The following is a 14,091-nucleotide window of genomic DNA, read 5'->3' on the forward strand; positions in this document are numbered from 1 at the left end:
GAGTCAAACCCAGACTTGGTTCGTTACGTTAGTCAGTCGATTCAAGGCAGTCCGGCTTTTCAATGATTTTGCCTACAGGTTGCGTCGACATTGAAACCCGTCGAGGCGCCTTGGCAGTGACTACGCTTGCTGGAGATGACTCGATGAGCGCTCCCATGCAACCGCTGCTTCAGTACTTCAAAGCGATACTCAACCCCGGGCCCGGAGTGGCGTTGTTCGCCCTGCGAACCATCGTGGCCGGGCTGCTGACGTTGTATCTGGCGTTCCTGTTCGACCTTGAGCAGCCCAAGTGGTCGATCATGGCGGTGGTCATCGTCAGCCAGCCATTGGGCGGCATGGCCCTGGCCCGAAGTTTCGGCCAGGTCATCGGCACCACGCTCGGGGCGGTCGTGGCGGTGTTGATCATGGCGATCTTTCCCCAGGCGCCCCTGCCTTTCATCCTCACTCTGGCCTTGTGGCTGGCGCTGTGTACCGCCGGCGGCACCTTGTTGCGCTACACCAGTTCCCAAGCGTTTGTTTTGAGCGGGTACACGGCGGTGGTCGTGGCACTGCTGGCGGTGCCCGATCAGGGCGGCACCTTCCTGCTGGCCGTCACTCGCGTGACCGAGACGCTATTGGCGGTGGCTTGCGTGTGCGTGGTCAGCCTGCTCACCGCGCGACCGGAAGCTGTGGCCCGGGATTACTTCGCCAAGATCGATCAGGTCATCAAGCTGCTCGCGACCCACGCTGCTGCCGTCATTCGAACCGAGGAAAGCGAGGCCGATTTCCATCGGCGGCAGATGCAACTGCTCGGCGCGATCAGCGCCCTGGAAGGTGTAAGGCGACATTTGTATTTCGATGCACCCCGGTTGCGCAGCTCCAATGAGTTGGTGCAGTTGCTGGGTAATCAGCTGGTGTTGTTGACGTCGCGGCTTACGGCTTTGCGTCACCAGCGGGAGCTGCTTGCCGAGCGCTGGAAAGGTGCCTTGCCGGAGGATATACAGCGATTGCGCGCCGAAGAACTGCTCTTTCTCGATGAATTGGCCCTGCAAGGGCGCTCGTTGTCGACCAAAGCCCGGCAGCGTTTCTCGGCACTGCAACAGCGTTTTGATGCTCAGGCCTACAAGGCCGAACAACTCACCGAGACGATGCCAGCCACCCTGCGTTCACTGGCCTGGGCACTGCGCTGGGAACAGGCGCGGATGCTGGAGCAGCTCGGCCAGATTCTTGAACTGAGCGACGCAATCCAGGACGGGCGTGCGGCCAGTAGCATGTTTCGCGGCCAGGACAACCCTTTGCATCTGGACTTCACGTTGGCGGCAATGAACGCGATCCGCGCATTTACCGCGTTGCTGGTGGCCGGCCTGATCTGGATCGAGACCGGTTGGGACGGAGCGCGTGGCGGGATGATCGTGGCGGGGATTCTCTGTTCGCTGATGGCGACGTTTCCGCGGCCGTTGCTGGCCGCCCAAAGCTTTGCCAGGGGGCTGGGGCTGGCCTTGGTGGTATCGGCGCTGTATCTGTTCCTGCTGATACCAATGATCAGTGACTTCGAGTTACTCGCCTTGTTGCTCGCCCCCTTGCTGTATGCCGTTGCGGTGGGGCTGTCCAGTCCGCCAACCACGGGCACAGGCATTGGTCTTGGACTAACGACAATGCTGTTGTTGGGCCCGCAAAACACGGAAATCGGTCAAAACAGTGCCATTCAGTGGTTCGAGTTTGCCGGTTCCTATATCTGCGCAGCCGCACTGGCGCTCAGTGTCTACGCCTTGATCTTCCCGTTCAGGCCCGTTTTGCGAATACGCCGGCTGTTCAATGAAAACTGTGAGCAGGTCTACGCTTTGCTGAAGACGCCGGCCACCGATGAGCAGCAATTTGCGTTTGAAAGCCGCATGGTCGATCGCCTGACCATGATGTTGGGATTGTTGCCGGCTACCAACGACAAGCAATCCAGCGAGCTGTTCGAAGTCAGCCTCGGGTGCATGGCGCTGGGTGTGGCGTTGAACCAGCTCAGGCAACAGGGGCGAAGCAACACCTTGCTCAGTACTGAGCAACAAAACCGTTTGCTCGATGCTGTCCGTGAGACAGGACGAGTGATTGCCGGGCGGCCCGGGATTGACCTTGAGCAACTGCTCGGAAACCTGCGTGTCTTGGGCGATGAAATGGACGACTTGCATTTAGACGTTCATGAACACCTGTGGTCGGTATTCCGGATGCGCGTGGCGTTGTTGATCGTGGTGTCGTTTCTGGAGCGACATCGCAAATACTTTCAACCCGCAGAAACGGAAGGAGTGCCGGCCCTTGCCCATTGATTTTGAATTGGGTGGCGTCTACTTGCCGCCGATTGCCCAGGCGTTACTGCTGGCCCTGCCGATTTACCTGGTGCTGGACTGGATCTTGCGCCGCATTGGCGTGCTGCGGTTCGTCTGGCATGAAGCCTTGTTCGAAGGCGCGTTGTACACCTGCGTTTGCGCAACGCTGATTCTGGTGATGGGAGCTTGATGCTTTGAAGAAGATCCTTGCCCGACTTGCGACGGTGGCGGTGGTGTTGCTGGCTTTTGTTCTCGGCTGGTTTGCCTGGGAACATTACACTCGCGCCCCCTGGACCCGGGATGCACGGGTGCGTGCCGATGTGGTGACCTTGTCCGCCGATGTCTCGGGGCGCATCGTCAGCCTGGGCGTCCAGGACAACCAGCATGTGGAGAAAGGCCAGTTGCTGCTGGAGATCGATCCGGCGCGCTATGTCCTCGCGGTGGAGCATGCCAAGCGCTCGGTAGAAGTGTCGAAAGCCACCCTTGGTCAGTCAGAGGCAACGATTGTCGCCAGTGAAGCGTTGCTACGCCAACGTCAGAGTGAAGAACGCCGACGGCGCACGCTCAAGCAGCGGTTGGCGATTTCTGGTGAAGAATGGGAGAAATCCAGCACGGAAGTGGCGGTGGCGCAGGCCGAGTTGCTGCGCAACCAGGCCAACCTCGGTTTGGCCCAGGCCAACGTGCAATTGGCCATCGCCGCATTGACCCAGGCCGAACTGGACTTGCAGCGCACGCGGGTCGAAGCGCCCGTGACGGGTTATGTCACCAACCTGCTGACCCGTCAGGGTGACTATGCCGCGGCCGGTGGCGCGCTGTTGGCGCTGGTGGACAGCGACTCGTTTTATGTCAGCGGTTATTTTGAAGAAACCAAGCTGCCGCGAATCGAGGAGGGCGACCGGGTCAGGATCGAATTGATGAGCGGCGAGACTTTCGGCGGCACTGTGCAAAGCATTGCCTTCGCCATTTCCGACCGGGAGAACCTGCCCGGCGGTCGCTTGCTGGCCAACATCAACCCCAGTTACACCTGGGTCAAACTGGCGCAACGGGTGCCGGTGCGGATACAGGTCGATGCCAATTACGCGGCCAAAAACCGACTGCGCGCCGGGACCACGGCCACCGTAACCATCATGGAAAACCGCGAAACTCAAGAACACCGCTAACCCCTGTGGGAGCGGGCAAGTCGGATCGCCGCATCGCCGCTCCCACAAAGGAATATGCGTTGAATTCGGGATCGGCAAAAAAAAGCCCCGCGACCGAATGAGGCGCAGGGCAAAGGAATTGGTTGGTTACGGCCAACCAAAGGAGCTCGTTAAAACTTTACTTGCTGGCGACCGTCTCTGGTTGCCAGCCGCCGCCCAAGGCTTTGTAAATCGCGACAATGCCGCGATACTGTTCGACTTCGGCCTGGGCCTGAGTGTCTTCAGCCGCCAGGCGCTCACGCTGGGCGTCGAGCAGGACGAGGAAGTCCGAAGTGCCTTCGCGGTAGCGAATTTCGGCGAGGTCGGCCGCGGCGCGGCTGGATTCGCTCTGACGAATCAGCGAGATCAGGCGTTGCTGGCGTTTGCCGTAGTCGCTAAAGGCGTTTTCCGATTCTTCCAACGCCAGCAGTACTTGCTGCTCGTAGGTCGCCAGGGCGCCTTCGGCATCCGCATCGGCGCCTCGTAAACGGGCGCGCACGCTGCCAAGGTCGAACGCAGCCCAGGTAATGCTCGGGCCCAGTGCCCAGGCGTTGGCCGCCGAGGAACCGATTTGCGAACCGCGCCCGGCGGTGAAGCCAAGGAAGCCGCTGAGGCTGACCCGTGGGAACAAATCAGCCTTGGCCACGCCGATACGGGCGGTGGCGGAGGCCAGTTTGCGCTCGGCGCTGAGAATGTCCGGGCGACGTTGCAGCAGTTCACCCGGATCACCGATCGGGAGGGCCTTGGCGATCGCAGGCAAGTCTTTTGGACTCAAGTCGACGGTCAGTTTGTCCGGACGTTCACCCAGCAGGGTGGCGATGCGGTTTTTCTGTCGAACCTGTTCAGCCTGCAATTGCGGCACGCTGGCTTCGACGGACGCCAGGCGTGCATCGGCGCGCTCCACATCGAGCTGATCGCCGACACCGGCATCACGCAGGCTGATAGTGATCTTGCGCGACTCCTGCTGATTGTTCAGGTTGGCCAGGGCGATCTTTTCCCGCAGCTGCGCACCGCGCAGTTGACCGTAGGAATCCACCAGTTCGGCAATCATCGAGACTTGCAGTTGGTACAGATCAGCCTCGATGGCTTGCTGTTCGGCATTGGCCGACTCCAGGTTGCGCTGGATACGTCCAAACAGATCAATCTCCCACGCCATGTCCAGGCCCAGGTCGTAGCGTTCGCTATTGACCCGCTTGGTGGTCTGGCCCGGAATCTGACCTTTGGCCAGGTCACTGCTGACCCGGCTGGTGATGGTTGGCATGGCGTCATTGCTGACGTCATCGCGAATTGCCCGGGCCGCTTTCCAGCGAGCGAAGGCTACGCGCAAATCACGGTTACCTTTCAGCGATTGAGTCACCAACTGGTTGAGGGTCGGATCTTCGAACTGCTGCCACCAGATGCCTTCGAAACGCGAGCGGTCGAAGTTCTTCTGACCGGCGCTGCCATCGGTGGCGGTCGTGATGTTGGCCGGCTCAGTGGCTGGGGTCTTGTAGTCCGGGCCGACGGCACAGGCACTCAGGGCCAGAACCAGAAGGCTCGGCAGGAAGGCTTTCAGGCTCATTGTTGCGCCTCCAGTTTCAGGGCCTTGGCCGCTTTGCGCTTTTCACCGCGCTCCACAAAGTTACGAATCAATACGTAGAACACCGGCGTCAGCAACAGACCGAAGAAGGTCACCCCGAGCATCCCGGAGAACACTGCTACACCCATGGCATGACGCATTTCGGCACCGGCACCGCTGGAGAAGACCAGAGGCACAACACCCATGATGAACGCGAAGGAAGTCATCAGGATCGGACGCAGACGCAGACGGCAGGCTTCCAGCACCGCGGCGAGCGGGCTGAGGCCTTCATCCTGCTGTTTGTCCTTGGCGAACTCGACGATCAGGATCGCGTTCTTACAGGCAAGCCCCACCAGTACGATCAGACCGATCTGGGTGAAGATGTTGTTGTCGCCTCCCGAAGCAATCACACCGGTGATGGCCGACAGCAAGGTCATCGGTACGATCAGGATCACCGCCAGTGGCAGGCTCCAGCTTTCGTATTGAGCCGCGAGTACCAGGAACGCCAGCAGTACGCAGAGCGGGAACACAAACAGTGCGGTGTTACCGGACAGAATCTGCTGGTAAGTCAGGTCGGTCCATTCGTAGGTCATGCCGTTCGGAAGTTCTTCCTTGAGCAGTTTCTCGATGGCTTTTTCCGCTTGGCCGGAGCTGTAGCCGGGAGCTGCTGCACCGTTGATTTCAGCGGTGATGAAGCCGTTGTAATGCATCACACGATCCGGGCCCGAGGTGTCGCTGACCTTGATGAAGGTCGCCAGCGGGATCATCTCGCCTTTGTTGTTACGCACTTTCAGCTGACCGATCTGGTCCGGTTCGAGACGGAACTGCTGTTCAGCCTGAACGTTGACCTGGTAGGTACGGCCGAAGCGGTTGAAGTCGTTGGCATACAGCGAACCCAGGTAGATCTGCAAGGTGTCGAAGATGTCGCTGACGGCCACGCCGTGGGTCTTGGCTTTTTCGCGGTCGATAGCTGCATCGACTTGCGGCACGTTCACGGTGTAGCTGGTGAACAGGGCGGCCAGTTCCGGCACGCTGTGGCTCTTGGTGATGATGTTCATGGTTTCTTTGTACAGCTCGTCATAGCCCAGGTTGCCCCGGTCTTCGATCTGCAGGCGGAAACCACCGATGGTGCCCAGGCCTTGTACCGGCGGCGGCGGGAAGATCGCCATGTAGGCTTCCTGAATCCCGGCGTACTGGCCGTTCAACGCACCGGCAATTGCACCGGCGGACATGCTCGGATCTTTACGCTCGTCGAACGGTTTAAGGGTGACGAACACGATGCCGGCGTTAGGGCTGTTGGTGAAACCGTTGATCGACAGGCCCGGGAAGGCCACCGCACTTTCCACGCCCGGCTGTTTCAGAGCGAGGTCGGACATGCGTTTGATCACGTCTTCGGTACGGTCCAGGCTCGAGGCGTCCGGCAGTTGCGCGAAGGCCACCAGGTATTGCTTGTCTTGGCCGGGTACGAAACCGGTCGGAGTGCTGGAGAAACCGAAGAACGTCAGTACCATCAGGCCTGCGTACAACAGCAGGGCGATGCCGCTGCTGCGGATAACCCGGCCCACCGTGCCGACATAGCCATGGCTGGCCTTGTCGAAGAAGCGGTTGAACGGACGGAACAGCCAGCCACCGAAGATCTTGTCGAGGACCCTGGAGAAACCGTCCTTCGGCGCGTCGTGGCTTTTGAGCAACACCGCAGCCAGGGCGGGCGACAGCGTCAACGAGTTGAACGCCGAGATCACAGTCGAGATCGCAATGGTCAGGGCGAACTGTTTGTAGAACTGCCCGGTCAAGCCGGAGATGAACGCGGCCGGGATAAACACCGCACACAGCACCAGCGCCGTTGCGATGATCGGGCCGGTCACTTCACGCATGGCCCGTTTGGTTGCTTCGACCGGCGTTAGTCCCAGTCCAATGTTTCGCTCGACGTTCTCCACCACAACGATGGCGTCGTCCACCACGATACCGATGGCCAACACCAGGCCGAACAGTGAGAGGGCGTTCAGCGAGAAGCCGAACAGGTGCATCACCGCAAATGTACCGATCAGCGAAACCGGCACCGCCACCAACGGAATGATCGAGGCGCGCCAGGTTTGCAGGAACAGGATTACCACCAGAACAACGAGGATCAGTGCTTCGAAAAGGGTATGAACCACCGCCTCGATGGAGCCGCGCACGAAGATCGTCGGATCATAGACGATGCTGAAGTCCATGCCTTCCGGGAAGCTCTTTTTCAGCTCCGCCATCTTGTCGCGCACTTCGTTGGAGATTTCGATCGCGTTGGAACCAGGGCGCTGGAAGATCGGGATCGCCACCGCCGGTTGGTTGTTCAGCAGCGAACGCAAAGCGTATTGGCTGGAACCCAACTCAATGCGAGCGATGTCTTTCAGGCGAGTGATTTCACCGTTTTCGCCGGAGCGAATGATGATGTTCTCGAACTCTTCTTCAGAAACCAGACGACCTTGCGTGTTGACCGACAGCTGGAACGCGGTGGCATTCGGCGCAGGCGGCGCACCCAGTGCACCGGCAGCCACCTGACGGTTCTGTTCGCGGATTGCGGTCACGACGTCGGTGGCGGTCAGGTTACGCGAAGCGGTCTTGTTCGGATCGAGCCAGACACGCAGCGAGTAATCGCCCATGCCGAATAGCTGCACGTCACCGACACCGCCCAGACGCGCCAGCTCATCCTTGATGTTGAGCAAGGCGTAGTTGGACAGGTAGAGCATGTCGTAGCGTTTGTCCGGCGAGGTCAAGTGCACAACCATGGTCAGGTCGGGCGAAGCCTTGTCCACGGTGATACCGATGCGCGTCACTTCCTCGGGAAGTTTTGGCTCGGTCCGGGTCACACGGTTCTGCACCTGTACCTGTGCGTTGTCCAGGTCAGTGCCCAGCGCAAAGGTGATGGTCAGGGTGATCTTGCCGTCAGCGGTGGACTGCGAGGACATGTACAGCATGTTCTCGACGCCGGTGATGGCTTGCTCCAGTGGAGCGGCCACGGTTTCACCGATGACTTTTGGGTTGGCACCCGGGAAGTTGGCGCGGACCACAACGGTCGGCGGAACCACTTCCGGGTATTCGCTGATCGGCAACTGGAACAGCGAGATGGCGCCGGCGATCAGGATCAGCAGCGACAGCACCGCTGCAAAGATCGGCCGTGAAATGAAGAATTGGGAAAAATTCATCGTAGAGATCCCTTAACCGCGTGGAGTCGCAGCAGCCAGTTTCACAACCGAACCCGGCGCGACCTTGGCAGGTGCGACTTGGGGCAGGTTGCTGGCTTCCAGCGCTTGTCGTTGTTGTGCGAGAGCCGCGAGGGTTTGTTCACTGGCCATCGGGATCACTTCAGGGGTGACCGGCGAACCAGGGCGAACCCGTTGCAGCCCCTTGACGATGACGGTGTCGTCCTTGTTCAGGCCGTTGCGCACGATGCGCAAACCTTCGATCTTCGGACCCAGCTCGACCGAGCGGTAAACCGTCTTGTTGTCGGCATCCATCACCAGCACGAACTTTTTACCCAGATCGGTACCGACCGCTTCGTCGTTGATCAGCACGGCGGAATAGGTGCCGCTACCGACCAGTTTCAGGCGGGCATACAGGCCCGGGGTGTAGGCGCCGTCGCTGTTGTCGAACACGGCACGACCGCGGATGGTGCCGGTTTTCGGGTTGACCTGGTTGTCGACGAAGTTCATCACGCCCTGGTGTGGGTTGCCGTCTTCGTTGGAGAGGCCGAGGTACACCGGCGTGGTAGCACCGCGTTTGCCCTGGCGAGCGAGCTGGGTGTATTTGAGGAACACACGCTCGTCAGCGTCGAAATAGGCGTAGACCTTGTCGGTGGACACCACACTGGTCAGCGCGGTGGTATCGGCGGTCACCAAGTTGCCGGCGGTGATTTCCGCACGGCTGACGCGACCACTGATCGGCGCGGTAACACGGGTGAAACTCAGGTTCAGTTTGGCCAGGTCCAGTTGCGCCTGGAGGGCACCGACGGCGGCGCGGGCTTCTTGAGCAGCGCTGGTGCGCGAATCGGCCAGCTCGGCGGAGATCGCGTTGCTGGTGCGCAGACGTTCGCCGCGCTGGGACTCGTTTTCGCTGCGGGTGGCGTTGGCGCGGGACTGGGCAACCAGGGCTTCAAGGCGGCGGACCTCGGCCTGGAATGGACGCGGGTCGATCTGGAACAACAGGTCGCCTTTCTTGACCAACGCGCCTTCAGTGAAGGCCACTTCATCGATCTGACCAGAGACCCGTGGACGAATTTCTACGGTTTCCGGTGCTTCGAGGCGGCCGGTGAATTCGTCCCATTCGTTGACCGGTTGTTCCAGCACCTTGGCCACGCTGACCTTGGCTGCGGGCATAGTGGCGGCCGTGTCCGGAGTCTTGCCGCAGGCGCTCATCACCAGCACGGCCAACAGGGCCAACGGGAAGCGCAAATGTTTGAGTGATTGTTCCATGGATGCATCCGCCAATGTATTGAGAATGGACGGATGATGCTCGGCGAGGATGTATCGCACGAATCGAATGAGGCAAAGGTAACTATCATTCGGAATGATATAAGCCGCTGCCAAGCTCTCTAGCCTGCGCCTTTCGTTAGGCGGCTATCAATTAGATTGATGACAATTCAGTGTTGCGGGGAGTGCAAAGATAAGGTTCGAAACCGTGTCGCGGCTATTTGCGAGCAAGCCCGCTCCCACAGGGGAACGCATTCGAAATGTGGGAGCGGCGGTGCGGCGATCCGACTTGCTCGCGAAAGGGCCTGAAGCCCTCACACATAATCAGGATCAGGCCAAACTGTCCGGATCCCCAAAAAACATCTGAATCCGCGACCTTAACCAACGCTCGCCGGGATCATTATCCTGCGACCCACGCCAGGCCATGTGCAATTCAAAACTGCGCACAGGCAACGGCGGTTCTTCAGCCCGCACACCGCCGGCCGCCGTCAACGCTTCAGCCGTGTAATCCGGCACGGTCGCGACAATATCAGTCCCGCTGATGAGCGTGCTGAGCCCGTTGAACTGCGGCACTGCGAGCACCACATGTCGTTTGCGTCCGAGCTTTTCCAGTTCTTCATCTATAAAGCCGCTCAGGTCACCGGCGAACGACACCAGCGCATGAGGCCGTGCACAGAAATCATCCAGGCTCAACGGCCCCGGCACCGTGTCGGCCCGCAACAGCTTCGGCATGCTGCGACGCAGTACTTTGCGCTTGGCGTTGGCCGGCAGGTCGGCGGTGTAGCTGACGCCGATGGAAATTTCGCCCGAGGCCAGCAGGTTCGGCATCAGAATGTAGTTGGCCCGACGCACCACCAACACGATCCCCGGCGACTCGGCACGCAGGCGCTTGAGCAGCATCGGCAGCAGGGCGAATTCGACATCGTCCGACAGGCCGATGCGAAACACCGCAGTGCTGGTGGCCGGGTCGAATTCCGCCGCACGACTGACTGCGGTGGAAATCGAATCCAGTGCAGGCGAGAGCAGGGCGAAGATTTCTACCGCCCGGGCAGACGGTTCCATGCTGCGGCCGGTACGCACGAACAACGGATCATCGAACAGCCCGCGCAGGCGCGAGAGTGCCGCACTGATGGCCGGCTGGCCGAGGAACAGTTTCTCCGCAGCGCGGGTCACACTGCGTTCGTGCATCAATGTTTCGAAAACGATCAACAGGTTCAGGTCGACACGACGCAGGTCATTACGATTCATCTGGAGTCCTGGCAGAGTCATCAAGCTTGACGAGAGCGGCCATATGAGAACAATGGCCGGCATGAATATTAAGGGGAAAGACTGCTACTCTGCACCGAGTAATTCAGTTTTCCTGAAAAGGATGCTTCGGTTTTCACGGCATTTGATGATGTCACCGGCGCTGCGGAATCAATGACAGGCATGTCGACTATTAATAGCCACTGATAGTCTTGGGTAGAAAGCCCAGATAGAGTTCAGGGCATTAGAGGTTTCTTTGACGAGGTTTGCGATGTCCCGCACGATCCGTTTTCACAAGTTTGGTCCAGCCGAGGTGCTCAAATGCGAAGAGCATGCGGCCGCTCTCCCTGCGCCGGGCGAAGTGCAGGTGCGCGTCGAGGCGATTGGCATCAGCTGGTACGACATTCTCTGGCGCCAGAACCTGGCCTCGTCCCACGCACGTCTGCCTTCAGGCCTTGGCCATGAAATGTCCGGTATCGTGACGGCGGTCGGCGAGGGCGTCGATGATCTGGCAGTCGGCGACAAGGTCGCCAGCTTCCCGGCTGAAAGTCCCAACGATTATCCGGTTTACGGCGAACAGATCGTTCTTCCGCGCTCGGCACTTACCCGTTACCCGGACGTGCTCAGCCCGATCGAAGCCAGTGTGCATTACACGCCGCTGCTGATCGCTTACTTCGCTTATGTCGATCTGGCACGGGTCAAACCCGGGCAATTCGCCCTGGTGACTGACGCCAGTCACTGTGCCGGTCCGTCCTTTGTACAACTGGGCAAGGCTCTGGGTATCCGGGTCATTGCCGCGACCAAGACGGCGGAAGAGCGTGAGAATCTGCTGTCCCTGGGTGCCGAGAAAGTCATCGTCACCGAAGAACAGGATCTGCTGATGCAGATCAACAAGATCACCGACAACCGTGGCGTGGACGTTGTGTTCGACGGTCTCGGCGGTCCACAGATGTCGTTGCTTGGCGATGTGCTTGCACCTCGCGGCAGCCTGGTGCTGTATGGCCTGCAAGGTGGCAACCAGACGCCGTTCCCGGCCTGCGCAGCGTTCCAGAAGAACATCCAGTTCTTTGTGCACTGCATCGGCAACTTCACCGGCAAACCTGAACTGGGCATCATCCAGGACCAGGTCGCACTGCAACGCGCCTTGCGCGACATCAACCAGATGACCGCCGACCGCGTGCTGCTGCCGCTCAAGACTCGGGTCTTCCCGTTTGCCGAGTTTGTAGAAGCACACCGCTACATGGACGAATGCCCATGCCGCGAACGGGTCGCCCTCCAGGTCGAACCTGCATAAGCCCTTCAAATAAGCCCCCTCTGCAAGAGTCCGTGCCCACGGACTCTTCTGTTTTCAACACCTGCCAAAATGAGACGTCCCATTGCCCCATCAATGGGTCAGTTCAGCAACTGAACTGGTTTTTGCTCTCAATCTGTATCTTCTAATCATCATATAAGCCTTGATAATTGAATGATTACTTTCATCTCAAGGAATGAGTCATGGCTGGGTATCAGGTTGATACTTTTCAATACACACCGTTAATACATATCCGACCAATAGTTCGTCGCTGCGCAGTTGCCAAAAAAACATGGGTGACTTCTTTCTCTATTTCTTGTGCTAATTGTCTGTGGGACGCTGTCGGACATTTCCTAGGATGTCGCTCGCAGTCGCAAGAGGCCGGCTCTACAGGGGTTGGCGACCACCTGTTTCTGGCGGGAGCAGGGGAGACTTCTAGTTATTTCAAATAATTACTAAAAGCTTAAGTGCTAGCATTTGGCAATAGCGTCCAGTACTTCAATCGTGGCAAGCAACACTTTGCGCAATGCGTGTCGTTGTTGGCGCGATATCGAACTTACAAGCATCAGGTAAATTAAGATGACCAATATCCATGACCAAGCGATGAACTATGTCTATCAGCAAGTGCTGCAGCGATTGCTGAGTTTCTTCTCGCGCGCCGAACGCACGGCATTGCAGCTGATGATTCAGCGGCTGGTGGTGGCCGCCGGGGGCATGGAGCGTATTGGCGATTACAAGGTACTGGCGATTCAGTCCGGGTCCCGTGACAGTTGTTACACCCTGGCGATGCTGCGCGCGGCACAACTGAGTATCGCCGGCCGGGCGCCAGCGACATTCCAGTTGCGAGTGGCATCCTTGCGCTTGAACGACGCAAGCCCTGCGGCCCTGGAAAACATCCATCGCAGCTACAGCGCCTTGTTCCTCTACGACGATCCTCGGGTCGAAGTGTTGATGGTTGATAACCGGGAAGTCCTGCCGTTCAACCACCTGACACCGATTTCCGAAGGCGGCCGTGAGTCGAATCGGCTCAATCTTTTGATGGTTGGCCATCGTCGCGCCTGGAGCGGGCCGCTTGATCTGTGGGACGACGGGTATCTGGCCACCGGCGAGTTCCATGGGCAAATAGCTCGATGGGACAACGGTGTCGATGCATTGATCAGCAGTGACTCACCTCGTCAGCAGAAGCAGTTTCTAGGCGGGTTGAAGCGTGCTGCCGCCAAGGCCGGGCTCAAGACCTCGAACCACCACGAAACCGGCTACGAGGGGCTTTTCGCGTTGCTCGACGAACTGGGCAGCGACTGCTACCGCGCTTTTTATGCTGAGCATGACCAGGTTGCGTGGCGTCCGGGCGAACGATTTGAGGCCTGTCGTCGCACCACGTACATCGACATTCACGACATGCTGGTCAGCAACCTGGAAGAGCGTTGGCCGCTGCTCACAGAGTTTCTCGGTTTTCAACCTGACGAACTGGCGGCTCAGCTCAGCGACAACGAGTACGTCAGCCTTTCTATCTCTGCACACATGCGGGGTTTGCAGTCGTGCTTCATGCACGACCGCGGCTACGAGACGGGTGTCGCGGAATACCTGCAACGGGCCTTGGTGATGATGCGGCGCAAACAACTGGCGGAACGGTTGTGCGAGCAAGCGGTAGAGGCGTTCGGTAATCCGGCGACGTTGGCCGAGCAGCGCGTGCTGGCAGCGGCCGAGGCTCAAAAAAACCTTGGCCTGAGCGAGGCTCAACTGGTGTGCCTGCTCTTTTCACCTTTCGTCGAGAATGGCGCGGCGCTTGAACGTTTTCTGCGCCAGTGCCACCCCGGCATGCTCGTGGCGATGCCTGATTTGCACCGGGCAATGCAGGGCAATCCGGTGCCGGAGCAGGTTCTGCAATGGATGACCGACGTCAGCGGGTTGCCTGTCAGCTTGATCGGCACGCTTTACCGCATGGGCCCGGTGTCTGCGAATGAGGGTAGGGCAGGCACCCCGGAACTCGGCGGCGCGGGTTTGCAAGCCGAAGCAGCCGACTATGACGACGACACGGCGGTGGCGGATGAATGGTCAGCGGAGCGCTGAAAGTGCGTGGCTT

9 protein-coding genes are annotated in these 14,091 nt (G+C 59.3%); 5 read left to right on the forward strand and 4 right to left on the reverse strand.

The annotated features are described in order from the left end of the window. Nucleotides 1-143: 143 nt before the first annotated feature. Genes ACSQ87_RS16060 through ACSQ87_RS16070 form a run of 3 tightly spaced genes read left to right on the forward strand, consistent with a single transcriptional unit; the run spans nt 144 to nt 3,451 of the window. Nucleotides 144-2,291, forward strand: a complete 2,148-nt coding sequence (locus tag ACSQ87_RS16060) for an FUSC family protein (RefSeq protein ID WP_223431060.1) — start codon at nt 144-146, stop codon at nt 2,289-2,291. Further along, nucleotides 2,281-2,481, forward strand: a complete 201-nt coding sequence (locus ACSQ87_RS16065) for a DUF1656 domain-containing protein (RefSeq protein WP_223431059.1) — start codon at nt 2,281-2,283, stop codon at nt 2,479-2,481. The genes ACSQ87_RS16060 and ACSQ87_RS16065 overlap by 11 nt, the downstream gene beginning before the upstream one ends. Before the next feature lie 4 nt (nt 2,482-2,485). Next, the gene (locus ACSQ87_RS16070) at nt 2,486-3,451 is read left to right on the forward strand and encodes an HlyD family efflux transporter periplasmic adaptor subunit (RefSeq protein ID WP_223431058.1); all 966 of its coding nucleotides are present in this window, start codon (nt 2,486-2,488) and stop codon (nt 3,449-3,451) included. 157 nt (nt 3,452-3,608) lie between these two features. Here the strand turns inward: ACSQ87_RS16070 and ACSQ87_RS16075 are convergent, their stop codons facing one another. The 4 genes from ACSQ87_RS16075 to ACSQ87_RS16090 all read right to left on the reverse strand — a co-directional run bounded on the left by ACSQ87_RS16075 (nt 3,609) and on the right by ACSQ87_RS16090 (nt 10,720). After that, a complete protein-coding gene (locus ACSQ87_RS16075) occupies nt 3,609-5,030 on the reverse strand; it encodes an efflux transporter outer membrane subunit (protein ID WP_223431057.1) in 1,422 nt (473 codons plus the stop codon). Then, complete coding sequence (locus tag ACSQ87_RS16080) at nt 5,027-8,209, reverse strand: efflux RND transporter permease subunit (RefSeq protein ID WP_223431056.1); 3,183 nt, start codon at nt 8,207-8,209, stop codon at nt 5,027-5,029. The genes ACSQ87_RS16075 and ACSQ87_RS16080 overlap by 4 nt, the downstream gene beginning before the upstream one ends. A 12-nt stretch (nt 8,210-8,221) precedes the next feature. Beyond that, nucleotides 8,222-9,475, reverse strand: coding sequence for a multidrug efflux RND transporter periplasmic adaptor subunit MexE (gene mexE, locus ACSQ87_RS16085; protein WP_223431055.1), 1,254 nt, complete (start codon nt 9,473-9,475; stop codon nt 8,222-8,224). 327 nt (nt 9,476-9,802) lie between these two features. Next, nucleotides 9,803-10,720 (reverse strand): LysR family transcriptional regulator, encoded by a 918-nt coding sequence (locus ACSQ87_RS16090; protein ID WP_223431054.1) that lies wholly within the window; start codon nt 10,718-10,720, stop codon nt 9,803-9,805. A 268-nt stretch (nt 10,721-10,988) separates the two neighbouring features. Between ACSQ87_RS16090 and ACSQ87_RS16095 the strand changes: the two genes are divergently transcribed. After that, entirely contained in the window at nt 10,989-12,011 is a 1,023-nt protein-coding gene (locus tag ACSQ87_RS16095) for a zinc-dependent alcohol dehydrogenase family protein (RefSeq protein ID WP_223431053.1), read from the forward strand. A gap of 576 nt (nt 12,012-12,587) precedes the next feature. Next, entirely contained in the window at nt 12,588-14,078 is a 1,491-nt protein-coding gene (locus ACSQ87_RS16100) for a hypothetical protein (RefSeq protein ID WP_223431052.1), read from the forward strand. The last annotated feature ends 13 nt before the right edge of the window (nt 14,079-14,091 follow it).

Origin of the sequence: Pseudomonas sp. LjRoot277 (assembly GCF_964253845.1) — a bacterium.
GTDB lineage: Bacteria > Pseudomonadota > Gammaproteobacteria > Pseudomonadales > Pseudomonadaceae > Aquipseudomonas.

Bases quoted from the DNA above. Each gene is read 5' to 3' on its own strand.
- ACSQ87_RS16060 (WP_223431060.1), top strand. From the start codon at position 144: ATGAGCGCTCCCATGCAACCGCTGCTTCAGTACTTCAAAGCGATACTC.
- ACSQ87_RS16075 (WP_223431057.1), bottom strand. From the start codon at position 5,030: ATGAGCCTGAAAGCCTTCCTGCCGAGCCTTCTGGTTCTGGCCCTGAGT.
- ACSQ87_RS16080 (WP_223431056.1), bottom strand. From the start codon at position 8,209: ATGAATTTTTCCCAATTCTTCATTTCACGGCCGATCTTTGCAGCGGTG.
- mexE (WP_223431055.1), bottom strand. From the start codon at position 9,475: ATGGAACAATCACTCAAACATTTGCGCTTCCCGTTGGCCCTGTTGGCC.
- ACSQ87_RS16090 (WP_223431054.1), bottom strand. From the start codon at position 10,720: ATGAATCGTAATGACCTGCGTCGTGTCGACCTGAACCTGTTGATCGTT.
- ACSQ87_RS16095 (WP_223431053.1), top strand. From the start codon at position 10,989: ATGTCCCGCACGATCCGTTTTCACAAGTTTGGTCCAGCCGAGGTGCTC.
- ACSQ87_RS16100 (WP_223431052.1), top strand. From the start codon at position 12,588: ATGACCAATATCCATGACCAAGCGATGAACTATGTCTATCAGCAAGTG.